Source organism: Streptomyces sp. AM6-12, assembly GCF_044327085.1.
Lineage (GTDB): Bacteria > Actinomycetota > Actinomycetes > Streptomycetales > Streptomycetaceae > Streptomyces.
Genome location: NZ_JBIQWN010000001.1, coordinates 4,113,252 through 4,135,884, shown reverse-complemented (window position 1 = coordinate 4,135,884; position 22,633 = coordinate 4,113,252). Strand labels below are relative to the sequence as shown.

17 protein-coding genes and 1 pseudogene are annotated in these 22,633 nt (G+C 73.5%); 9 read left to right on the top strand and 9 right to left on the bottom strand.

The window, feature by feature from the left end; all coding sequences use genetic code 11:
- Positions 1 to 110: 110 nt before the first annotated feature.
- A complete protein-coding gene (locus tag ACE4Q9_RS18755) occupies positions 111 to 293 on the top strand; it encodes a ribbon-helix-helix protein, CopG family (protein ID WP_397985369.1) in 183 nt (60 codons plus the stop codon).
- A 46-nt stretch (positions 294 to 339) separates the two neighbouring features.
- Here ACE4Q9_RS18755 and ACE4Q9_RS18750 read toward each other — a convergent pair whose 3' ends face one another.
- Entirely contained in the window at positions 340 to 1,791 is a 1,452-nt protein-coding gene (locus ACE4Q9_RS18750; RefSeq protein ID WP_397985368.1) for an NCS2 family permease, read from the bottom strand.
- 172 nt (positions 1,792 to 1,963) lie between these two features.
- On the opposite strand from ACE4Q9_RS18750, the gene ACE4Q9_RS18745 reads away from it, so the two are divergent.
- Together ACE4Q9_RS18745 and ACE4Q9_RS18740 are read left to right on the top strand one after the other, a co-directional pair.
- A complete protein-coding gene (locus tag ACE4Q9_RS18745; protein WP_397985367.1) occupies positions 1,964 to 2,236 on the top strand; it encodes a DUF2530 domain-containing protein in 273 nt (90 codons plus the stop codon).
- A gap of 63 nt (positions 2,237 to 2,299) precedes the next feature.
- Positions 2,300 to 4,696 (top strand): HAD-IC family P-type ATPase, encoded by a 2,397-nt coding sequence (locus ACE4Q9_RS18740; RefSeq protein ID WP_397985366.1) that lies wholly within the window; start codon positions 2,300 to 2,302, stop codon positions 4,694 to 4,696.
- A gap of 23 nt (positions 4,697 to 4,719) precedes the next feature.
- Here ACE4Q9_RS18740 and ACE4Q9_RS18735 read toward each other — a convergent pair whose 3' ends face one another.
- The 5 genes and pseudogenes from ACE4Q9_RS18735 to ACE4Q9_RS18715 form a co-directional block, all read right to left on the bottom strand.
- Positions 4,720 to 5,640, bottom strand: coding sequence for a hypothetical protein (locus ACE4Q9_RS18735; protein ID WP_397985365.1), 921 nt, complete (start codon positions 5,638 to 5,640; stop codon positions 4,720 to 4,722).
- Positions 5,641 to 5,757: 117 nt separating this feature from the next.
- A complete protein-coding gene (locus ACE4Q9_RS18730; RefSeq protein WP_397985364.1) occupies positions 5,758 to 8,901 on the bottom strand; it encodes a sacsin N-terminal ATP-binding-like domain-containing protein in 3,144 nt (1,047 codons plus the stop codon).
- A gap of 1,021 nt (positions 8,902 to 9,922) precedes the next feature.
- Positions 9,923 to 10,084, bottom strand: a pseudogene (locus ACE4Q9_RS18725) (GNAT family N-acetyltransferase); the annotation flags it as partial.
- 65 nt (positions 10,085 to 10,149) lie between these two features.
- Positions 10,150 to 11,367, bottom strand: coding sequence for an IS110 family transposase (locus ACE4Q9_RS18720; protein WP_145486262.1), 1,218 nt, complete (start codon positions 11,365 to 11,367; stop codon positions 10,150 to 10,152).
- 566 nt (positions 11,368 to 11,933) lie between these two features.
- Positions 11,934 to 12,860 (bottom strand): DUF3027 domain-containing protein, encoded by a 927-nt coding sequence (locus tag ACE4Q9_RS18715; RefSeq protein ID WP_397985363.1) that lies wholly within the window; start codon positions 12,858 to 12,860, stop codon positions 11,934 to 11,936.
- 266 nt (positions 12,861 to 13,126) lie between these two features.
- Here ACE4Q9_RS18715 and ACE4Q9_RS18710 point away from each other — a divergent pair, with 266 nt between their 5' ends.
- The 4 genes from ACE4Q9_RS18710 to ACE4Q9_RS18695 all read left to right on the top strand — a co-directional run bounded on the left by ACE4Q9_RS18710 (position 13,127) and on the right by ACE4Q9_RS18695 (position 16,819).
- Positions 13,127 to 14,518 carry an MFS transporter gene (locus tag ACE4Q9_RS18710; RefSeq protein ID WP_397985362.1) on the top strand — a complete coding sequence of 464 codons (1,392 nt, stop codon included), beginning with the start codon at positions 13,127 to 13,129 and terminating at the stop codon, positions 14,516 to 14,518.
- Positions 14,519 to 14,674: 156 nt separating this feature from the next.
- Entirely contained in the window at positions 14,675 to 15,172 is a 498-nt protein-coding gene (locus ACE4Q9_RS18705; RefSeq protein WP_397985361.1) for a DUF2771 domain-containing protein, read from the top strand.
- 23 nt (positions 15,173 to 15,195) lie between these two features.
- Positions 15,196 to 15,981 (top strand): futalosine hydrolase, encoded by a 786-nt coding sequence (locus ACE4Q9_RS18700; protein WP_397987260.1) that lies wholly within the window; start codon positions 15,196 to 15,198, stop codon positions 15,979 to 15,981.
- The gene (locus ACE4Q9_RS18695; protein WP_397985360.1) at positions 15,971 to 16,819 is read left to right on the top strand and encodes a 1,4-dihydroxy-6-naphthoate synthase; all 849 of its coding nucleotides are present in this window, start codon (positions 15,971 to 15,973) and stop codon (positions 16,817 to 16,819) included. The genes ACE4Q9_RS18700 and ACE4Q9_RS18695 overlap by 11 nt, the downstream gene beginning before the upstream one ends.
- Before the next feature lie 43 nt (positions 16,820 to 16,862).
- Here the strand turns inward: ACE4Q9_RS18695 and ACE4Q9_RS18690 are convergent, their stop codons facing one another.
- Positions 16,863 to 17,246 carry a cold-shock protein gene (locus ACE4Q9_RS18690; protein WP_397985359.1) on the bottom strand — a complete coding sequence of 128 codons (384 nt, stop codon included), beginning with the start codon at positions 17,244 to 17,246 and terminating at the stop codon, positions 16,863 to 16,865.
- Between the two features lie 164 nt (positions 17,247 to 17,410).
- Between ACE4Q9_RS18690 and ACE4Q9_RS18685 the strand changes: the two genes are divergently transcribed.
- Positions 17,411 to 17,668 carry a hypothetical protein gene (locus ACE4Q9_RS18685; RefSeq protein WP_397985358.1) on the top strand — a complete coding sequence of 86 codons (258 nt, stop codon included), beginning with the start codon at positions 17,411 to 17,413 and terminating at the stop codon, positions 17,666 to 17,668.
- A 45-nt stretch (positions 17,669 to 17,713) separates the two neighbouring features.
- Here ACE4Q9_RS18685 and ACE4Q9_RS18680 read toward each other — a convergent pair whose 3' ends face one another.
- Both ACE4Q9_RS18680 and ACE4Q9_RS18675 read right to left on the bottom strand, forming a co-directional pair.
- The gene (locus ACE4Q9_RS18680; protein WP_397985357.1) at positions 17,714 to 18,331 is read right to left on the bottom strand and encodes an HAD family hydrolase; all 618 of its coding nucleotides are present in this window, start codon (positions 18,329 to 18,331) and stop codon (positions 17,714 to 17,716) included.
- A gap of 268 nt (positions 18,332 to 18,599) precedes the next feature.
- Complete coding sequence (locus tag ACE4Q9_RS18675) at positions 18,600 to 19,712, bottom strand: hypothetical protein (protein ID WP_397985356.1); 1,113 nt, start codon at positions 19,710 to 19,712, stop codon at positions 18,600 to 18,602.
- Between the two features lie 110 nt (positions 19,713 to 19,822).
- On the opposite strand from ACE4Q9_RS18675, the gene ACE4Q9_RS18670 reads away from it, so the two are divergent.
- Entirely contained in the window at positions 19,823 to 22,513 is a 2,691-nt protein-coding gene (locus ACE4Q9_RS18670) for a helicase-associated domain-containing protein (RefSeq protein ID WP_397985355.1), read from the top strand.
- The last annotated feature ends 120 nt before the right edge of the window (positions 22,514 to 22,633 follow it).

Sequence of the window (22,633 nt, the reverse complement as noted above, 5' to 3'; positions counted from 1 at the left end):
GCCCGTGATGCCCGCCACTGAAGCCCTCCGGGGCTTTCCATCACCCATATGGGTGAGCCGCTGCCGGAAAGTGACGCATCCGCGGGGCGGCAGTGGCGACCCTCGTAGCCATGGGGACCACTGTGCTCAGCCTGCGGATAGACGGGGAGCTGCTCGACCGGCTCCGGCAGCACGCGGCGAAAAGAGGAATGAGCGTGCAGGACTATGTGGTCCGCACGCTCATCCGGGACGACTTCGACCAGCGGTTCCGGACCGCCGTCGAGGAGACGGAGAGGTTCTACGGCGTCAGGTGAGGACGGGTGACGGGTGTCGCCCGGGGACGCCGTGGAACGGATCGGCTCAGGTCAGGCCCAGGGCCGGCATCAGGTAGTAGAAGGCGAAGACCGCCGAGACGATGTACATCGCCACCGGGATCTCGCGGAACCGGCCCGCGGCCAGGCGCAGCACGGTGAAGGTGATGAAGCCCATGCCGATGCCGTTGGTGATCGAGTAGGTGAACGGCATCATCAGCATGGTCACGAACGCCGGGATCGCGATCGTGTAGTCGGCCCAGTCGATCTCCTTGACGGAGTTCGACAGGATCAGGAAGCCGACCGCGATCAGCGCCGGGGTGGCCGCCTGGGACGGCACCATGGTGGCGATCGGGGTGAGGAGAAGCGACACCGCGAACAGGCCGCCCGTGACCACGTTCGCCAGGCCCGTGCGGGCGCCCTCGCCGACGCCGGCCGTGGACTCCACGAAGGCGGTGGTGGCCGAGGCGGAGCTGGCACCGCCGGCCGCGACCGAGAGGCCGTCCACGAACAGCACCCGGTTGATGCCCGGCATGTAGCCCTGGGCGTCGGTCAGCTTGGCCTCGTCGCTGATGCCCATGATCGTGCCCATCGCGTCGAAGAAGCACGACAGCAGGACCGTGAAGACGAAGAGGATGCCGGTCAGCACGCCGACCTTGGAGAAGCCGCCGAACAGGCTGACCTGGCCGACCAGGCCGAAGTCCGGGGTTGAGACCGGGTTGCCGGGCCACTTCGGGACCGTCAGGCCCCAGGAGGGGATCTTGGCGACCGCGTTGATGATCATCGCGAGGACGGTCATGCCCACGATGGAGATCAGGATGGCGCCCGGCACCTTGCGCACGATCAGGGCGAAGGTGAGCAGTGCGCCCAGGATGAAGATCAGCACCGGCCAGCCGGTGAGGTGACCGCCGGTGCCCAGCTGGAGTGGGACGGTGGTCTGGGCGACGTCCGGGATGCGGCTGACGAAGCCGGAGTCCACCAGGCCGATCAGCATGATGAACAGGCCGATACCGATCGCGATCGCCTTGCGCAGCCCGAACGGCACCGCGTTCATCACGCGCTCCCGCAGACCCGTGGCGACCAGCAGCATGACCACGAAACCGGCCAGGACGACCATGCCCATCGCGTCCGGCCAGGTCATCCGGGGCGCGAGCTGGAGGGCGACGACCGAGTTCACGCCGAGGCCGGCGGCCAGCGCGATCGGCACATTGCCGATGACACCCATCAGCAGCGTGCTGAAGGCGGCCGACAGCGCGGTCGCCGTCACCAGCTGGGCGTTGTCCAGATGGTGCCCGTACATGTCCTTCGCGCTGCCCAGGATGATCGGGTTCAGCACGATGATGTACGCCATCGCGAAGAAGGTGGCGAAACCGCCCCGGATCTCCCGCGCGACGCTGCTGCCGCGCTCGGAGATCTTGAAGTAGCGGTCGAGGGGGCCGCCGGCGGACGCGCCGCCCGGCTTCTCGGGGGTGGGGACCTTGGCAGGAGCCGAGGTGGACATGCGGGACCTCATCACCAGAGGGTTCCCCCGAGCCCTCCTGGAGTTTCCTACGATTAGAAGCGGTCAAAGACAAACGGTTTCAGTATGAACGTATGACTACTAGATCGCTATCTCCGCGCGTAGACCCCGCTCGGAACCGGCCGGGTTCCGATCGCCTCGTAAGCTGTCCGGCATGGCCAAGTGGAACCCCCAGCACGAGGCGCCCGAGCCCCTTGAGGGGCCCGTGGTCGCCACCATCACCGGCGGCACGATCGTCTGGTTCGTCCTGTTCCTCGTACAGCTCCCCTTCTACGGCTGGTTCCACGACCACGGCCATCTGTGGTGGCTGTGGACCTGCCTGGCCGGGGGCGGGCTCGGGCTGATCGGCGTCTGGTACGTCCGCAAGCGGGACGCCGCGATCAAGCGGGCGGCACGCGAGCGGCCGGAATCCACCCCCGTGGAGTAGCCGGCGGGCCGCCCGCGGAAGGCCGGGTGGGCGGGCGGGCAAAGGCCACGTACCGTCGGATACATGAGCCATATAGACGCCGGCGCCGAACTCGATCCGGTGCACCCGGTGGCCCTGCCCGCGGTCCGGGCGACGGGGCTGACCGGCGCGGAGGTCGCGGAGCGCCGGGCGCGTGGCCAGGTCAACGACGTACCCGTGCGCAGCAGCCGCTCGCTCGGGGAGATCGTCCGGGCGAACGTGTTCACCCGGTTCAACGCGATCATCGGCGTGCTGTGGGTGATCACCCTGTGCGTCGCGCCGATCCAGGACGGCCTGTTCGGGTTCGTGATCCTCGCCAACACCGGCATCGGCATCGTCCAGGAGTGGCGGGCCAAGCAGACCCTGGACTCGCTCGCGGTGATCGGGGAGGCCCGGCCGACGGTACGCCGGGACGGCGAGGCGGTGGAGATCGGCACCGACGAGATCGTGCTGGACGACCTGATCGAGATCGGGCCCGGCGACAAGGTCGTCGTGGACGGGGTGTGCGCGGAGGCCGACGGGCTGGAGATCGACGAGTCGCTGCTCACCGGTGAGGCCGATCCGGTGGTCAAACGGCCGGGCGATCCGGTGATGTCCGGCAGCTTCGTGGTCGCCGGCGGCGGCGCGTTCGCCGCGACCAAGGTGGGCCGGGAGGCCTATGCGGTACGGCTCGCCGAGGAGGCGTCGCGCTTCACCCTCGTCCACTCCGAGCTGCGCACCGGCATCTCCACGATCCTCAAGTACGTCACCTGGATGATGGTCCCGGCCGCGATCGGCCTGGTCGTCACGCAGCTCGTGGTGAAGAACGACGACCTCAAGGGCGCGGTCGCCCGCACCGTCGGCGGCATCGTGCCGATGGTCCCGGAGGGTCTGGTGCTGCTCACCTCCGTGGCCTTCGCGATCGGTGTGATCCGGCTCGGCCGCAAGCAGTGCCTGGTGCAGGAGCTGCCCGCCATAGAGGGGCTGGCCCGCGTGGACACCGTCTGCCTGGACAAGACCGGCACGCTCACCGAGGGCGGCATGGACGTCACCGAGCTGCGCCCCCTGAACGGCGCGGAGGAGTCGTACGTGCGCAAGGTGCTCGGCGCGCTCGGCGAGTCCGATCCCCGGCCCAACGCCTCGCTCCAGGCGATCATCGACGCCTACCCGGACAGCGAGGAGTGGCGTTGCGTGGAGTCGCTGCCCTTCTCCTCGGCTCGCAAGTACAGCGGGGCCGCGTTCAGCGAGGGCGACGGGGAGACCAGCACCTGGCTGCTGGGCGCGCCGGACGTGCTGCTCGGCGCCGGCGACCCCGCGCTCGCGGAGACCGAGCGGCTCAACGAGCAGGGGCTGCGGGTGCTGCTGCTGGCGCGGGCGCGCCGGGACCTGGACGACCCGGCGCCGGCCGAGGGCGCCCGCCCCACCGCCCTGGTCGTCCTCGAACAGCGGCTGCGCCCGGACGCGGCCGACACCCTGCGCTACTTCGCGGAGCAGCGGGTGGCGGCCAAGGTCATCTCCGGTGACAACGCGGTCTCGGTCGGCGCGGTCGCGGCCAAGCTGGGCCTCGACGGGACGGCGACGGACGCGCGTCGGCTGCCCGAGGACAGGGCGGAGATGGCGCGGGAGCTGGAGGGGGGCACCGTCTTCGGGCGGGTCACCCCGCAGCAGAAGCGGGACATGGTGGGCGCCCTCCAGTCGCGCGGGCACACGGTGGCGATGACCGGCGACGGTGTGAACGACGTGCTCGCCCTGAAGGACGCCGACATCGGCGTGGCCATGGGCTCGGGCTCGGAGGCGACCCGTGCGGTGGCGCAGATCGTGCTGCTGGACAACAGCTTCGCGAGCCTGCCGTCGGTGGTCGGCGAGGGCCGCCGGGTGATCGGCAACATCACGCGGGTGGCGACGCTGTTCCTGGTGAAGACGGTCTACTCGGTGCTGCTCGCGGTGCTGGTGGTGTGCTGGCGGGTGGAGTACCCGTTCCTGCCGCGCCATCTGACCCTGCTGTCCACGCTCACCATCGGCGTCCCGGCCTTCTTCCTGGCGCTGGCGCCCAACAACGAGCGGGCCAGACCGCACTTCGTGCGCCAGGTGATGCGGTACTCGATTCCGGGCGGCGTGGTGGCCGGGGTGGCGACCTTCGTGACGTATCTGATCGCCCGGCACTCCTACACGGGGCCCGGCCGGCTGGCGGCGGAGACCAGTGCGGCCACGCTGACGCTGTTCCTGGTCTCCATGTGGGTGCTGGCGATCATCGCCCGGCCCTACACGTGGTGGCGGGTGGCGCTGGTGGCCTCGATGGCGGTGGCGTTCCTGCTGGTGCTGGTGGTGCCCGCGCTCTCGGACTTCTTCGCGGTCCGGCTGGTGGGACTCGCCATGCCGTGGACGGCGGTGGGGGTGGCGGTGGTGGCGGCGGCCGCCCTGGAGTTCCTGTGGAAATGGGTCGACCGCCGCTTCCCCGGCTAGCGGGGCTCACTCACCTGAGCTGCTTACTTCACGTCGACGTAGTCACCCGTGGCGGTGGTGGCCGGGGTGGTCGTGGTGCCCGCGAAGGCGTAGCGGAAGTAGCCGTCGACCGTGGCGGTGGTCGTGGTCTTCAGGGTGCCCGTGGAGCTGGTCTTCACGGTCTTCAGCGTGGTGTAGGTGCTGGAGCCGCTCTTGCGGAACTGGAGCTTGACCGGCTGGTTGGCGTAGCCGTGGTACTTGCCGTCCTCCCAGTCGGCGCGGGCCAGCTTGCCGGTGACGGTGACCGTCTTGCCCTTCTTCACCGGCTCCGGGGCGGCGTCGGTGTTCAGCGTCGCCCAGCGCTGGAGGTTGAAGGAGTTGGTCGGGTCCTTGACGGCCACGCCCACCTTGGTCATGTCGGCCGGCTTGGTGGGGTTCTGGCCGTTGAAGGCGACGGCGTAGGCGGCGGCCTTCCAGGCGCCGGCGTCCTCGCTGAGCAGCTCGCTGGGGTCGATGGCCACGGTGGTCTTGCAGGAGGCCACCGTCTTGGAGGTGTCCGTGCAGGTGGAGACCGCGCTGTCGAAGTAGAAGATCGAGTCGTCGAAGGAGGTGCCGCGGTACAGCTCGACGGCCGCGACGAAGTCCTTGGCGTGGATGTTGACCTCGGTGCCGTGGGTCAGCGTGAAGGAGACGGGCACCTTGACGACGTTGGTGGTGCCGGCCGCGATGTTCTTGCCGTTGTTCACCTTCACGGCGGAGAAGGTGGCGTTCAGCTTGTAGGGCGTGCCCGAGGCGGCGACGGCGAAGGTCGAGCGGCCCTGGGGGTGCTGGGCGGCGTGGGCGACCTTGCTCGCGGAGTTCTCCGCGGGCACCCGCTCCTGCCCGGCGGCGTGCGCCGCGGGCAGGGCGAGGGCGGAGAGGGCCAGGGCGCCGGAGACGGCGGCCACGGTGGCACGAAGACGCATGTGCGGTTCCCCTGCGTACGAAGTAGATGGGGAGTCGGACGACTCCGCAAGATCAGACAACGCACGCGGGGGAACGGTTGTACGGAAGTTGTGGTTTTCGTAAGGAACCTCTGGAGGTCAGTCGAACCAGCGGTCCCGCGCCAGTTCCTCCGTCCGGGACGGGTCCTCCAGCAGGGCGGCGACCTCGAAGCGGCGCGGCCACTGCCGTGCCGCCCAGGCGAGTCCGGCGGCGACGCCCTCCAGGGTGGCCGCGTGCAGCACCCCGTCGTCGGTGAGCCGCCAGTCGATCTCCACACCGTCCACGATCAGTTCGTCGTGCTCGACGTACGTCGGGGGCGTGCACGGGCCGAGGAGGACGCGGACCGGTTCCGGCACGTCGTGCTCGGTGCCCTCGGAGTGCACCTCGCCGGTGACGGACTCGCTGAGCCGCCGCACCTGGAGCAGCTCGGCCAGCTCGGCGGCGCGGGCGGGGCGTACGGGCAGCAGGGGCACGCCGGAGGTGAAGGGCAGCAGGTCCGGGGAGTCGACGACCACGGCGTCGGCGGCGTCCACCACCGTCACCCGCCCGTCGAGCACGGCCCGCAACTCGTCCGGCAGGGTCACCTGTTCCGGGTCGAGTTCCGCCAACGCGCCGTACAGCCCGTGCAGTTGGGCGCCGGTGACCGGGCGGCCCGGGTCGGCGAGCCGGTCCAGGAGTTCGGCGGCGCCGCCGGGCTCGTCCAGCAGGGCGGCGACCGAGGTGCGTACGCCGAGGGCGCGCAGCACCTGTTCGTCCTCGAAACCGGTGGCGTCGGCCTCGTCGTACAGGCCGCGCAGCAGCGGGTCGCCGCCGGCGGCGAGCAGGCCCGCGGGGCGCCGGCCGTCCAGCACCGGGTGCCCACGCAGCCACCAGGCGGTGTACGGCCGTACCAGCTCGTGGGTGCCGTCGGGCAGCAGGACGCGCACCGGCTGGGTGAGGGCGTCGCGCAGCGGCGGGCGGGCGAGCAGGGCGAGGGCCTCGGGCCAGTGGTCGTCGTCCACCAGGTCGAGATCGCGGACGGCGACGAGTTCGGTGGCGACCGGCGGGACGGGGCTGTCCGGGAAGCGGTCGAGGATGTCCTCGCACCACACGTCCACGGCGTCCAGCAGCCCGGCGTCGTCGGGTTCGGCGAAGTCGCCCTCACGGGGCTCCAGTTCGTCCGGGTCGAGGACGACGTCGGTGGCGCGCACCAGCGCGAAGGTGGCGAGCACCCCGCAGGCGGTGAGCGGCTGTTCGCCCCACTTGTCCGCCAACTCCTGGTCCACAGCGGCAAGTTCGCCCTCGCGGATCACGCGGGCGAAGGGGCTGCCGGGGAGGACCAGCTCGCTCGCGGGGGCGAGTTCGCCGTCCTCGTCGGGCAGCGCGAGGGCGCCGAGCCAGGGCTCGTCACCGGGCTCCAGGCCCGCGTCCCGCACCAATCCGAGGACGGTGTCGGCGAGTTCCTCCGCGTCGGGGGCGTCCTCCTCCCAGCCGAGGGCGCCCTCGTCGTCCAGGGAGACGGCGACGGCGGCCCGCACCTGGGGGGTGGTGAGCACCGCGCGCGGGGTGGCGGGCAACGCGCCCAGCTTCTCCAGCAGCGGGTGGGCGGCGTCCTCGTGGGCGACCTTCAGACCGAGCCGGGCGAGCACGTCCGCGTCGATGCGGGCACCGTCGGGAGTGGGCAGCAGCACATGGCGGGGACCGACGGTGGTCCGTCCTCCTCCGGAGCCGGCGAGCGGCACGGGCAGCCCCGACAGCCGCTCCACATCCACGCCCGCGAGGCTGTCGTAGAGCCGCCACCACCAGCCGGGTTCCTTCTCCAGGCCCGCGAGCCGGTCGACGGCGTCGGCCAGCGGGAGCCGGGCGACGCCGAGGGCGCGCAGCTCGGCGCGGCGCTCCAGCCCCGCGGGCAGCAGGGTGGGCAGCACCTCGGCGAGCACCCGCACGGTCTCGGCGCCGGCGCCCTCCACCAGCTCCGCCTCCCGCGGCCGCAGGGCCTGGGGCAGTTCGTCCTCGCCGCCCCCGCCGGGCAGCGCGGGCGGCAGGAAGGCGGTGCGCGGCAGCCGTTCCAGGAGGGCCTGGCGGAGCGCGCCGTCCAGCTCGCCCTTGCCCAGCGGGCCGGGCACGAGGTCGACGGCGGCCTCCGTCACCGGGCGCCATCCGGCGAGCAGTTCGGTGTACACGTCGGCCGCGCGCTGCACCAGGAAGTCGGTGAGCGGGCCGGGCGCGGTGTGCCGGCGGGTGGTGTCGAGGGGGAAGGAGGCGATGAGCAGGGCGGGGACGCCGAGGGGTTCGTCGCTGGGGGTGGGGGCGTGCACGACGGGGGACGTGCGGGGGCGCACCGGGCGGCCCTGGTCGTCGGTGGGCACGGCCCAGGTCACCGACCAGTGGGGCCGCAGCCGCTCTTCCACCGGGCGGTCGGCGAGCAGGTGCGCGTCGAGCGGGCCGTGCGCGGCGGCGGTGCGCCAGCGGGTCGTGCCCTCCCGTGAGTCCGCTACGACGGTGAGGGCGCCCTCGGTGTGCCGGCGCAGGGTGCGGGGCGCGTCGTCGCCGACCTCGATGACGACCTCCGCCAGACCCGGCAGGGTGAGCAGGAGCGCGTCGTCCACGGCGTCGAGCAGCCGCTCGGCGAGGTCGGCGGCGGCCGCGTCGCGCAGCGGCAGGATGACGGCGGTGTCGTACGGGTCGGGGGCGGTGCCCTCGGCGGCGAAGGGCAGCCGGAGCAGCGGGACGTGGCCGGCGCGGCGGCGGACCTCGTCACCGAGTCCGGGGCTGTGCCGGGCGGCGTCGGCGGCCAGTTCGCGCGCCTCGGTGAGGGACCAGCGGACGCCACCGTGCCGGCCGACGAGGGCGGGTTCGTCGGTGACCGAGAGGACGGCGGCGAAACCGACGCCGAAGCGGCCGACGGCGGCGTGCGGGGAGTCGGCGTCGCGCTTGGCGGAGGCGCGCAACGTGGACAGCGACTCGACGCCGGTGGCGTCCAGGGGGGCGCCGGTGTTGGCCGCGATCAGGACGCCGTCGCGGAGGGTGAGGCGGAGGCGGCCCGGCACGTGGGCACGGGCGGCGGCGTCGGCGGCGTTCTGCGCCAGCTCGATCACCAGGCGGTCCCGGTAGCCGCCCAGTACGAGGTCTTCCTCGGCGTTGGCGTCCTCGCGGAAGCGGGCGGGGCTGGTGGCCCAGGCGTCGATGACACCGCGACGCAGCCGGGCCGTCCCGAAGGGATCGGCACCCTCGGCCGCCGGCCGCACGTACTTGCTGCTCACGTTCACACTCCTCGTCGACGTGAGGAAGAAGGTACAGCGCGGGACCCCCACCCCGACTCCTCGCCCACCCACCCGACTCGGTCGGCCGAGAGGCGGGCGACGGGCAGCCCCGGTGGACGAGAGCCGCACGGATGCCACGACTGGGGTGCGGGTTTGGGACTCGGGCCTCGGACGTGGCCGGGGCGCGGGGCGGGTGGAGGGCGGGATGAGTGAGGCACGAGGCCGGTGGGGCGCGGGTTGGGTGAGGCACGAGGCCGGTGGGGCGGGGGGCGAGTCAGGCACGTAGCCGGTGGGGCGCACGCTGCCGGTGAGACGCGAGGCGAGCGGAGTACGAGACGAGCGGGACACGAGGCGAGTCAGGCACGCAGCCGGTGGGGCACGCGGCGAGTCAGGCACGCAGCCGACGAGACGCGAAGCGAGACAGACACAAAGCCGGTGCGGCACGCTACCGGTGAGGCGTGGGGCGAGTGAGGCACGCAGCCGGTAAGGCACGAGGCGAGCGGAGTACGGGAGGAGCGGGACACGGGGCCGGTGGAGTGCGCGGCGGGCGGGGCGGGTGGGGGCGTGGCCGGAGTGTGTGCCGGGGGCGGTCGCGCACGTCATGGGAGCAGCCCGGCACCGCCCCGCGGTCGGCTCCGCCGCTCTGCCGGCAAGGTCGGGCGGGCGTGCCTCACCAACCCGTCGAGCGCGCCCGGCAACTGGCCACCGGCACGGCAGCACCGCCCTACCGCCAACGCCGCCCTCCCGCCGCACCTCCCCGACAGACCGAGCCGCCCCGGCAACCGCGCGCCGCCTCGCCTTTCGCGCACCGGACGCCGAGCACCGGGCACCGGACACGCGCACCGCGCACCGCGCACCGCGCACCGCGCACCGCGCACCGCGCACCGCGCACCGCGCACCGCGCACCGGCAGAATGCCCCCGGCTCCGTCAGGCCGGTCCGCAGACACCCTCACCAGCCCGCAGAAGACCCTCACGAGTCCGCAGAAAACCCACACCGGCCCGGTAAACCCTCGGCCGCAGTCAGCGCAGCGCCTTGCGGTAGACCTGGCGGGAGCCGCCCTCCGGGCCGTCGGGGGCCGGTTCGGCCGGGGTGAAGGCGAGGGACTCGTAGAAGGCGCGGGCGCCGCTCAGGACCGCGCCGGGGTGGTCCGGGCCGAAGGTGACCACCTCGACCGTGGCGGGGGGGTGCCTCTATGTCTTTCGTCAAGGCACCCTTGTCGGGTTTGGGGTGGTCCGGGGTTGCTGGGTTATGCGGCGAGCTCGATGTCCGTGCGCGTCCGGGATTCGTAGAAGGTGCCGTCGCGGAGCATGGCGAACAGGACGCTGATGCGTTGGCGGGCGAGTCGGAGGAGGGCCTGGGTGTGGGTTTTGCCGCGGGCTCGCTGGCGGTCGTAGTAGGTGCGGGAGGCCGGATCGGCGTTCATGCAGGCGAAGGCGGACAGAAACATCGCGCGTTTGAGCTGCCGGTTGCCGCCTCGGGGTGCGTGTTCGCCGTGGATCGAGGTGCCGGACGACTTCGTGGTCGGGGCGAGTCCGGCGTAGGAGGCGAGGTGGGCGGCGGTGGGGAAGCCGGTGCCGTCGCCGACGGTGACCAGCAGGACGGCGGCGGTCCTGACGCCGACGCCGGGCATCGACGTCAGGACCGGGGAAAGAGGGTGGGCCTCCAGCAGCGTGTTGATCTGCGCTTCCATCGCCCGGCGCTGGGTGTGGACGGCGGCCAGGGATGCGGCCAGGGAGGGGATGACGATGTCGAGGGTGCCGGTGCCGGGGACGGTGACGGTCTGCTCGTCGAGTGCGTCGAAGACATCGTCGATCAGCCGCTGGGCCATGCGGGGAGCTTTCGGGCGGATCAGCTCGACGAGTCTGCGGCGGCCGGCCTTGCGCAGGGCGGCCGGAGAACCGTAACGCTCCAGCAGCCAGGTGACGGCCTGGTGGTCCAGACGCGGTCCCAGGACACGTTCCAGGCTGGGGTGGAACTGGGTGAGCAGGCCGCGTATCCGGTTGGACGTGCGGGTGGACTCGGCGGCGAGGTCTTGGTCGAAGCCCACCAGGACCGTGAGTTCGGCGGTGATCTCGTCGGTCAGTTCCAGCGAGCGCAGGGTGTGCGGCATGGTGCGGGCCGCGTCCGCGATCACCGCGGCGTCCTTCGCATCGGTCTTGGCCTCGCCCGGGTAGAGATCGGCGATCCGGCGCATGGCCAGTCCGGGCAGGTAGGCCACTTGGCAGCCCGCGTCGCGGGCGACGGTCAGCGGAAGGGCGCCGATCGAGGCGGGCTGATCGACGACCACCAGGACGGTGCCGAACTTGTCGCGCAGCTTGTCGAAGACGGCCCGCAGCCTGGGTTCGCTGTTGGGCAGCGGTTTGTCGAAGACCTTCTTCCCGGCCGGGGTGCGTCCGTGGCCGTGATGGGCGCTCTTGCCGACGTCCAGGCCCAGGAACACGCCAACGTCTTCGATCTCGAACATCGTGCCCCTTCCCAAGGGGTGTTGACGGTGCCGGCCTCGGCTCGGGTGTCGTGCTCGCGCATCCACGTTATGCAGACCTGCCGCCCGCGAACTGCCCGGCGTTGCGCCGGACCGGACGGTGGCCGGACCTCTGATCAGCGTCTCCGACGGACACCTCCCGGGCCCGGTGACACCACCCCCCAGGTCATGCCTTCGACAGGGGGACACAGTCATACCGGGCCCGGAGGCCAGCGGCCCTCTTGCAGGACCGCGAAAAAGATAACGGGGACGGACGAAGCGGTCGATCGCGTCGGCCAGCAGCGCGCGGCCCACGCCCCCGCACCGGGCCCGTTCCGTGACGACCAGCCAGTGCACCTTGTGCACCGGGGGCTTGCCGCCGAAGAGGAGGGCGCCCAGCAGATCCCCGGACGCGGCCCGGGCGACCAGCGCCGTGCCGCGGCCGACGCCCCGCCGCACCGCCTCGGTGAAACCGGGGTCGTCCGTCATCGGGCCGAACCAGTGCTCCACCTCGGCCGCCAGGGAGAGGAAACCGGTCAGGTCCGCCTCGCGGGCGGGCCGGACCAGGGTCACGAGTGGCCCAGTTCCGCCGTCTCCTCGTCCGTCGTCTCCGGGACCGAACCCGAGTCGCGGGCGGGGTGCAGCGGGAAGGGCTCGACGCGGGTCTCGTCGATGACCGGCGTGGCCGGCTGGGGGGGCTTGGGCATGACCGCCGCCTCGGAGTGGCCGCCGCAGCCGTACGCGAGGGAGACCACCCGGCCGTCCGCCGGGGCGAACTCGTTGGCGCACACACCGAACGCCTGGCCCAGCGAGCCGCCGATGGGCACGAGGAACCCACAGCTCAGACACGTGGCCGGCGCCGCCTGGGCCATCGGCGTCTTCGGCCCGAACGCCTCCTCCCAGCGGTCGGCCGCGGTGTGCAGGCCGTAACGGGACAGAACACGCGCTCTGCGCATGCCCAGTTCCTCGGCCACCGCGGCGATGGTGCCCCGCGAGGGCACCGCCGGCTGGACGGCCGGCGCGCCCGGCGCGACGTCCGCGTCCTCGGCCTCCGCCAGCTCCGCCATTTCCTCGGACACCGCGGAGTCGACCGGCGGCTGGTCTTCGCCGATGTAGCCCGGCTCCAGACGCGGGTCGTCCTGGTCGGTGGGGAGCAGATCGCCGGGGCCGAGGTCGCCGGGGCGCAGCCGCTCGCTCCACGGCACCCACTCGGGGGCGAGGAGGGCGTCGGGGCCGGGGAGCAGGACCGCCTCGTCCAGCGTGACGACCTTGGCGCGGGAGGCGCGGGCCACGGTGACGGCCCAGCGCCAGCCCCGGTAGCCGAGTTCCTTGCACTCGAAGAAGTGCGTGACAACACGGTCGCCCTCGGAGACGAGTCCGGAGTGCTCGCCGACCACACCGGGCGCGGCCGCCTCCTCCGCGGCGGCGCGGGCGAGGTCGACCGCCTCGGCGCACAGGCGGTCGGGGGTGCGGCTTCGCGTTGTCGCTGCGCTCACAGGTATCGCTTCTCTCCTACGCCGTCTCGTCAAGGCGGCTGCCTTAGGCGGGTTGGCCGACGGAGCGGACCTCAGGACCGCATCGACGTCTGCATCATCCGCGCGCTCGGGCGCACCTCTGCCATCCATTCTGCGTTATGGCTGAGATACGCACGCTACACCGAACAGGATTCATTGCCGCTCGGCGGCATTCTCCCCCACCCCGGGGGCACGGTTCGCCGCCATACGTGCCGTATCGGCACTATCCCGCGGCATCTCGGGGCACTATGAACCTCGTGGCGACCGCGGACAGGCGTGGGGTTCGGGGTGGCGGTGCGCGCCGGGTGGGCGGTGCCGCCCGGTCCGTCGGGCGTGCCCTGCACTCCCCGGTCACCGGCGCCGCGCGCGGCATCCGCCGGGCGACCCACGCGCACGGCGCGGGTGAGTCGGGCCTCGGCAAGCTGATCGAGCTGCACGCGGTGAACGGCGCCGGGGACGTCATGATCACCGTGGCGCTGGCCTCCACCGTGTTCTTCTCCGTGCCGACCGACGAGGCGCGCGGGCGGGTCGCGCTGTACCTGGCGATCACGATGGCGCCGTTCACGGTTCTCGCCCCCGTGATCGGCCCGCTGCTCGACCGGCTGCCGCACGGGCGGCGGGCCGCGATGGCGGCGGCCATGCTGGCGCGGGCGCTGCTCGCCCTGCTGATCTCCGGCGCGGTGGCGACCGGCAGCCTGGAGCTGTATCCGGCGGCGCTGGGCGTGCTGGTGGCGTCCAAGGCGTACGGCGTGGTGCGCAGCGCCGTCGTACCGCGGCTGCTGCCACCCCTGTTCTCGCTGGTGAAGGCCAACTCCAGGGTCACCCTGGCCGGGCTGCTGGCCACCGGGGTGGCCGCGCCGATCGCGGCGGGGCTGCACCGGCTCGGCGATCCCTGGCCGCTCTACGGCGCCTTCGTGATCTTCGTGGGGGGTACGGCGCTGTCCTTCTCGCTGCCGCCCAAGGTGGACTCGGCCCGCGGCGAGGTGGTGGCGCTGCTCGCGGCCGACGAGAGGCGGCTGCCGCGGACCAGGGTGAAGCGGCCCGGACTGCGCACGGTCGGGCCCGCCGTGACCCACGCCCTCGGCGCCAACGCGGCCCTGCGCTGCCTGTCCGGCTTCCTGATCTTCTTCCTCGCCTTCCTGCTGCGCGAGCACCCGCTCGGCGGCCAGAGCGCGGTGGTCTCGCTGGGCCTGGTGGGCGCCGCGGCCGGCACGGGCAACGCGCTGGGCACGGCGGTGGGGGCGTGGCTGAGATCACGGGCGCCGGAGATCATCATCGTGACCGTGGTCGCGGCGGCGCTGGGCATGGCGCTCGTGGCCGCGGTGTTCTTCGGGACCGTCCTGGTGACCTGTCTCGCGGCGGTCGCCGGGTGCGCGCAGGCGCTGGCCAAGCTGGCGCTGGACGCGCTGATCCAGCGGGACGTGCCGGAGCTGGTGCGCAGCTCGGCCTTCGCCCGCTCCGAGACGCTGCTCCAGATGGCGTGGGTGTTCGGCGGCGCGGTCGGCATCGTGATGCCGCTCGACGGCACGCTCGGGCTGCTGGCCGGCGCCGCATTCGTGGCCGTGGGCTGGCTGGGCACCCTGCGCGGTCTGATCGCCTCCGCCCGGTACGGCGGCCGGCCCCGCGCGCGGGTGGCGTGACCGGACGGCGGGAGTGAAGGGGCGGTGTCGTAAAGGGGCAGGTCGCATGACGAACCGGGCACGCCTGGGTTGTCGCGGACACGACTGGCGTAACGAACCGGGCACGCCGCACCCCGCGTGGGGGGACGGCTCCGGGCGCCCGATAATCTTTCGGCCATGACCACGCTGCCCCGCGGCGAAGCCGCTGAAGTACACCGCGTTGTGCGGCGCCGCCGCGCCGTCGCCGCCGCCGGCGCCGTTGCCGCCGGACTGCTCGTCCTGTCGGCCTGCGACAAGCCGACGCCCAACGCGACGATCACCGTCGGCCGGGACTCGGTGCACTCCGAGGCGGTCTGCTACAACGACGGCAAGGCGATCGACGCCAAGGCCCTGACCGACTGCGCCAAGAAGTCCGCCGACGCGAAGGGCATCTCGGTCGGCGAGGACTCGACGGTCCGCATCGGCGTCGACCCGAAGATCGCGGACGCCGGCTGGGCCGTGCTGGTCAACGGCCGCCCGTTCACCAGCCTCAGCAAGGAGACGTACCGCACCCTGCCGGGCAACGCGTTCTTCAACGAGCAGTACGGCACGGGCGGCAACACCAACACGCTGGTGATCCAGATGGGCTCCAGCCCGACCAAGGGCGTGTGGTCCTTCAAGTTGAAGAAGGCCTGATCACGACGTCCGCACGCATCCTCGTGGCCACCGCGGTCCCGGCCGAACGGGACGCGGTGGCACGCGCGTTCCCCGAGTCCGGGGACGAGGTACGGCTGCCGGGCGCGGTGGTGATCCGTACGACGGCCGGTGCCGGTCCGACTCGTACGCCGGCCGACGCCGACGCGGGTCGTACGGCCGCCGGTGCCGGTCCGGCCGGTGCGAGCGCCGGTGCCGTCGTGACCGATCTGCTCGCCGCCGGGGTCGGGCCCGCGCGGGCCGCCGCCGCCACCGCCGCCGCGCTCACCGCCGCCGCGCTCGCCGGAACCCCCTACGACCTGGTCGTCTCGGCCGGGATCGGCGGCGGCTTCGTGCCCGATGCGCCGCTCGGCTCGCTCGTCGTCGCCGACGCGATCACCGTCGCCGATCTGGGCGCCGAGACCCCGGACGGCTTTCTCCCGGTCACCGAGCTGGGCTTCGGGACCGTCACCCACCGCCCGCCGGAATCACTCGTACGAGCCGTGGCCGAGGCCACCGGCGCCCGCAACGGCACCGTCCTGACCGTGTCCACCGTGACCGGCACCGCCGCCCGCGCCGCCGCGCTGCGCGCCCGGCATCCCCGCGCGCTCGCCGAGGGCATGGAGGGCTTCGGAGTCGCCGAGGCCGCCGACGCCCAGGGCGTGCCGGTGCTGGAGATCCGCGCGATCTCCAACCCGGTCGGGCCGCGCGACCGCGCCGCCTGGCGCATCGGCGACGCCCTCGCCGCCCTCACCGCGGCCTTCGGGAAGTTCGCGCCCGCCTTGGAGAGTTGGAACCCGTATGACCAGTGAGCCGTTGCAGATCGCTTACTCGCCCTGCCCCAACGACACCTTCGTCTTCGACGCCCTCGCCCACGGCCGCGTCCCCGGCGCCCCCGCGCTCGACGTGACCTTCGCGGACATCGACATCACCAACGGCATGGCCGAGCGCGGCGAGTTCGACGTGCTGAAGGTGTCGTACGCCGTGCTGCCGTACGTCCTCGACGAGTACGCGCTGCTGCCCTGCGGCGGCGCGCTCGGCCGGGGCTGCGGGCCGCTGGTGCTCACGCGGGAGGACGGGGTCGACCTGACCGGCCGTACGGTCGCGGTGCCCAGCGAGAAGTCGACGGCGTATCTGCTGTTCCGGCTGTGGGCGGCGGACACCGTGCCCGGCGGAGTCGGCGAGATCGTGGTCATGCCGTTCCACGAGATCATGCCGGCCGTACGGGACGGCACGGTGGACGCGGGACTGGTGATCCACGAGGCCCGCTTCACCTACCGGAACTACGGGCTGCACAAGCTCGCCGACATGGGCGAGCACTGGGAGCGCACGACCGGGCTGCCGATCCCGCTGGGCGCGATCGTGGCCAAGCGGTCGCTGGGCGCCGAGGCGCTGAAGGGACTCGCCGAGGCGGTGCGCGCCTCCGTGCGGGCCGCGTGGGACGCGCCCGAGGTCTCCCGGCCGTATGTCATGGCGCACGCCCAGGAGATGGATCCGGCGGTGGCCGACCAGCACATCGGGCTGTACGTCAACGAGTTCACCGCCGACCTCGGCGAGGACGGCTACGCGGCGATCCGCGGGCTGCTCACCCGCGCCGCGGCCGAGGGGCTGGTGCCGCCCCTCGGCCCGGACGCGCTCGCGTTTCCCTGACGGGAGCCCGCCCGGCAGGGGTCTGCTGGAGAGGGGGCGCCGGTCAGACGTCCAGCTGGTCGGCGACCGCGCGGAGCAGCCCGGCGATCTTCTTGCCGGAGGCCTTCTCGGGGTAGCGGCCCTTCTCCAGCATCGGGGTGATGTTCTCGAGGACGGTCGTCAGGTCCTGCACGATCGAGGCCAGCTCGTCGGGCTTCTTGCGCTGGGCGGCGGCCACGGAGGGCGTCGGGTCGAGCACGGTCACCGAAAGCGCCTGGTCGCCGCGCTGGCCGGCGACCACGCCGAATTCCACGCGCTGTCCCGGCTTGAGCACATCGACTCCGGCGGGGAGAACCGAGGAATGGACGAAGACGTCACCGCCGTCGTCGCGGGAGAGAAAGCCGAAGCCCTTCTCGCTGTTGAACCACTTGACCTTGCCGGTAGGCACGTCTGTCCTCGTCCTCGTACTCGTCGGGAAAACTTCTTCGGAAACGGCTCTTGATAGCACTAGAGCGGGTCGACCGTGACCCGCCGTCATCAAGGCTAATGGTCTTGGACCCGGTGACAAGACGTCGCCCGGTCGTTCTCTCGCGCAGGAACTACCCTGGTCCGGTGCGTGACAAAACCCAAGCGAATTCCGCCGGGCCCGGCGACGGACTGATCCGTGCCGGCGCCATCGTGTTCTTCGTCGGAGCCCTGGCCACCCTGGTCACGATGGTCCCGTTGTTCCTCGGAACCAAGCCGTTTCCCACCTACATGTACGGACTGTGCATGCTCATGGGCATCGGGTTCCTCGTCGCCGGCGCGGGGGTGCTGCGGTCGATCGCGGCCGGCCGGCGGCAGGCGAGGAGCGCCGCGGCGTCCCGGTAGCGAGCGGGCCGCGGCAGCGCCGGGGGGCCGTCGGAGCCGGAGCCGTCAGGGGCGGTAATCGGCCAGCCACGCGGGGAAGGCGGACAGGTCGTCCAGGACGACGTCCGCCCCGGCGGCGCGCAGCTCGTCCGCGGGGCAGGGCCCGGTCGCCACGGCGACCGACAGCGCGCCCGCCGTACGCGCCCCGCGCACATCGCCGGTGTGGTCGCCGACGTACACTCCCGCGCCGTACTCGCGCAGCGCCTGCGCCTTCTGCTCGGCCCACAGGTCGCCAACGACCACGTCCGGCTCGATGCCGAGGTGGGCCAGGTGCAGCTTCGCGTTCGGCTCGTACTTGGCGGTGACCACCATGGTCCGGCCGCCGGCCGCGCGCACCGCCGCCATGGCCTCGCGGGCGCCCGTCATGGCGGGGGTCGCGGCGATGGCGATGGACGGGTACATCTCCCGGTACAGGTCGGCCACCGCGGGCACCCGCTCGGCCGGGAACCAGTTCACCAGCTCGTCCGCCAGCGGCGGGCCGAGCCGGGTGATCGCCAGATCGGCGTCGATGTACGTCCCCGTACGCTCCGCCAGCGCCACGTAGCACGCGCGGATGCCGGGCCGGGAGTCGATGAGGGTCATGTCGAGGTCGAAGCCGACGGTGAGGGAGGCCATGGGGGACATGGTGCCAGGTGGGTACGACAGCCCGCCGCCCTCCATCCGGCCTCCCCACCACGGACGCCGACCGCTACCCCGCGGGCGTAGGCCGCTGCCCCACGGGCGTCGGCCGCTGTTTCACGCGGGCCAGCCGCTGTTCACGGGCGTCGGCCGCTGCCCGGCGGGCATCCGGTGCCCGCGCCACGGGCGTCAGCCGCTGTTCACGGGCATCGGGTGCCGCGCCGCGGGCGTCCGGCCTTGTCCCGGTAGGCCGCCGGTTGGCGTGCCGCCGGTGTCAGCCTCTGCGCTGCGAGCGCCACACCACGTACAGCGCCGAGGCGACGGCCGCGCCGCGCACCACCCAGGGCCAGGTCTGGGTGACGGCGTCGCTCATCTGCCCCTGGGCGATCGGGTCGCCCCAGCGGCCGCTCTGCCGTCCCCACAGCCACACCAGGCCCGCCGCGACCGCGCTGCCGGGCAGCACGAGCACGGCCCACTTGCTCTCGGACGGGCTCAGCCGCCGGGAGGCGTAGACGATCGCCCAGCCCGCGAGCAGCGCGAACCAGTTGCCGAGCACCGCCCCGGCGACCAGCGCGGCGGCGGCCAGCAGCAGGAACGGGTTGGACCAGCCGGCGGCGGGACCGGGCAGGAGACGGCGGGCGGGGGCGGCGGTCCCGGCGTCCGGCGCGCTGTCGGACGCGACGTCGGGCGCCTTGTCCGGGGCCTGGGCGGCGGCCGTGGTCCGGCGCGGGAACAGCCCGAAGCGCCGGGCGGGGGCCGGAGGAGGCGCCTGTGCCGCCTTCTCCCGCTCCTCCCGCTCCTTCTCCAGCTCGTGCGGCGGGCGGCGCAGCAGGTCCGGGATCTCCACCCCGCCGACGAAGCCCGGCACCGGGTCGGTGTCCAGGAAGGGGCTGTGCCCGGCGCCGCCGAAGGCACCGTCGGAGGTGCGCCACCAGTCGCGCACCGGCTCGGCCTGCCACAGCTCGTGCGCGGCGGCGGGCGGCGCGTCCGCGGGCACGGACGGCTCGGGCCGGGACCCGGCGGGACGCGGCCGGGGCACGACCCGGCGCAGACCCCGCGGACGCTCCCCACCCGGCGCCGCGCGCTCCGGCTCCCGCTCCCGCGGCGCGGGCTGCGCCGGTATGGCGGCGGTCGGGCTGGCCCCGCCCCCGGCGGGCCCGGTGCCGCCCGCGGCCTCGACCACCTCGTCCGGGGTGCCCAGGCGGTCCAGGATGCGGCGGACCGCGGCGGGACTGTCCACCGTCGCCCTGGCCCGGTCGCGGTCGATCTCGTTGCGCAGCTCCGAGACCAGCCGCATGCGCGCGGAGGACGGCAGCTGCCGCTGCTGAGCGATGTCCCCGACGCGGCTCAGGTACTCGTAGACGACCTTGTCGCTTTCGATGCCCACGGAATCCCTCCGGGGAGACGCCGACTGAAACCCCGTGAGGACGGTAGCGCAGAGCGGGGCCCCGCCCGCCACGGCTGAAGGGCCGGGGGTGACCCGCTACCGTTGGCCGGATGAGCCAAGAGGCCAACCCAGCCCCTCGGTCCCTCGCGGAGGCGCTCCGCGCCAGGGACGACGCCTCCCTGGCCGCGCTGCTGCGCAGCCGCCCGGACCTCATCGCGCCCGTCCCCACCGATCTGACCCAGCTGGCCACCCGTGCCGGCACCCGGTCCTCGGTGCTGCGGGCCCTGGAACGGCTGGACCGCTTCGCGCTGCAAACCGCCGAGGCGCTGGCCGTCGCCCCGGACCCCGCCTCGTACCGGGCCCTGCTCGGGCTGATGGCCGGGGACGCCGGAGACGAGACGGTGGCCGCCGCGCTCCCCCGCGCCCTCGCCACCCTGCGCGAACAGGCGCTGGTGTGGGGCGACGACGAGCGGCTGCGCCTGGTGCGCACCGCCCGCGAGCTGCTCGCGCCGTCCCCGCAGCACCCCTCGCCGACCGGGCTCGGGCCCACCGTGCACGAGGCCGCCTCGGGCATGTCTCCGGGGCGGATCCAGGAGATCGTGACCACGGCGGGGCTGGCCTCGACCCATGACTCGGTGTCGGCGGTGAACGCGCTGACCGCCTTGTTCACCCACCGGAAGAAGATGGCCAGGCTGCTCGCCAAGGCGCCGGAGGGCTCCCTTGAGGTGCTGTCCCGGCTGGTGTGGGGGCCGCCGTACGGCCAGGTCACCCCGGAACCAGCCGCCCATCTGCGCTGGCTGCTCGACCGGGGCCTGCTGCTGCCGACGGCACCCGGCACCGTCGTACTCCCCCGCGAGGTGGCCCTGCATCTGCGCGCGGGCCGCGCCCACCGGGAGACCGAGCCGCTGCCGCCCGCGGTGGAGCCGGCCGCGACCCACCGTCCACAGGTTGTGGACGCAACGGCGGCCGGTCAGGCGCACACCGCGCTCGCCACCGTCGAGGAGCTGCTGAAGGACTGGGACGAGGGCGGGCCGGCGGTGCTGCGGGCCGGCGGGCTGAGCGTGCGCGATCTCAAGCGGACCGCCGTCGCCCTGGACGCGCCCGAGCCGGTCGCCGCGTTCTGGGTCGAACTGGCCTACGCGGCGGGCCTGTTGGCCTCCGACGGCGAGGCCGACGAGCGGTACGCCGCCACCCCCTTCTACGACGAGTGGCTGGAGCGTCCCCCGGCCGAGCGCTGGGCGCTGCTCGCCGGGGTCTGGCTGACGGCGACCCGCGCGCCGGGCCTGGTCGGCGGCCGGGACGCGAAGGACCGCACCCTCTCCGCGCTCGGCCCCGGTCTGGACCGCTCGGCCGCGCCCGAGGTACGGCACCGGGTGCTGACCCTGCTGGCCGGCCTCCCGGCGGGTGCCGCCCCCGTCCCGGAGTCGATCCTGTCCCGCCTGCACTGGGAACGCCCCCTGCGGGGCACCGCGGCCACCCCCCGCCCCGCCAGGGACACCCCCGCGGCCCCCGCCGAGGACCTGCGCACCCGCCTGGCCCGCTGGACCCTCACGGAGGCGGAACTCCTGGGCGTGACGGGACGCGGCGCGCTGTCCACCCATGGCAGGGCACTGCTGGGGGCACCGGCGGCCGGCGCGGGTAGCCCGACCGGCGCGGCTGGTCCGACCGGCGCGGTCGGCGTGACCGGTGCGGGTGGCCCGGCCGGCAGGGGTGAGCCCAGTGGCCCTGATGGCCCCGGCGACAAGCTCCCCGTCCATCACCACCACACATCCGCCCCGGTCCCGGCGGCGGCCCCGACCGCCACCGCCCCGACCACGCCCCTTGCCACCGCCCCGGCCCCCCTCTCCGCCGCCGACCAGGCCGCCGCCACCGCCACCGCCGCCCGGCTGCTCGCCCCGCTCCTGCCCGAGCCCCTCGACCACGTCCTCCTCCAGGCCGATCTGACGGCGGTCGCGCCGGGGCCGCTGGAGCGGCCGCTCGCGGAGATGCTCGGGGTGCTCGCGGACGTGGAGTCGAAGGGCGGCGCGACGGTGTACCGGTTCACTCCGGGGTCGGTGCGCCGGGCCCTGGACGCCGGGCGGACCGCCGCCGATCTGCACGACTTCCTCGCCCGGCACTCGCGCACCCCGGTCCCGCAGCCGCTCGCCTACCTGATCGACGACGTGGCCCGCAGACACGGGCATCTGCGGATCGGCGCCGCCTCCGCCTACGTCCGCTGCGACGACGACGCGCTGCTGAACGAGATCCTCGCCGACAAGCGCGCCACCGCCCTGCGCCTGCGCCGCCTCGCCCCGACCGTGCTGGCCGCCCAGACCGATCCGGCCGCCCTGCTGGAGGGCCTGCGCGCGATGGGCTTCGCGCCCGCCGCCGAGTCCGCCGAGGGCGATGTGCTGATCACCCGCGCCCATGCCCACCGCACCCCGCCCCGGACCGCGCCCGAGCCGGTGCCGGACGGCCCGCCGCCGCCCGACGCCACGCTCCTGTCCGCCGCGATCCGCGCCATCCGGGCCGGTGACCTGGCCGCCACCGCGCCCCGCAAGCCCGTCGGCACCGATCCGGCGGCCGGTGAGCTGCCCCGCACGTCCGCCGCCGAGACCCTGGCCACCGTGCAGGCGGCCGTGCTCACCGGCGACTCCCTGTGGATCGGCTACGTCAACGCCGAGGGCGCCGCCAGCCAGCGCGTCATCGCGCCGGTCCGTGTGGAGGGCGGCTTCGTGACGGCGTACGACCACACGGCGGACGAGGTCCGGACCTATCCGCTGCACCGCATCACCGGGGTGGCCGAGCTGGCCGGGGAGTGAACGGGGACGGTCGCGGTGGCCCTTGGCCCGCCGTGATCGCCACCGGATGGGGCACACTGGAGGTTTGGTCCCGGTGAAGGCCGTCGTCCCCGTGAAGGCCGTGGTGGAAAGGGTGTGCCG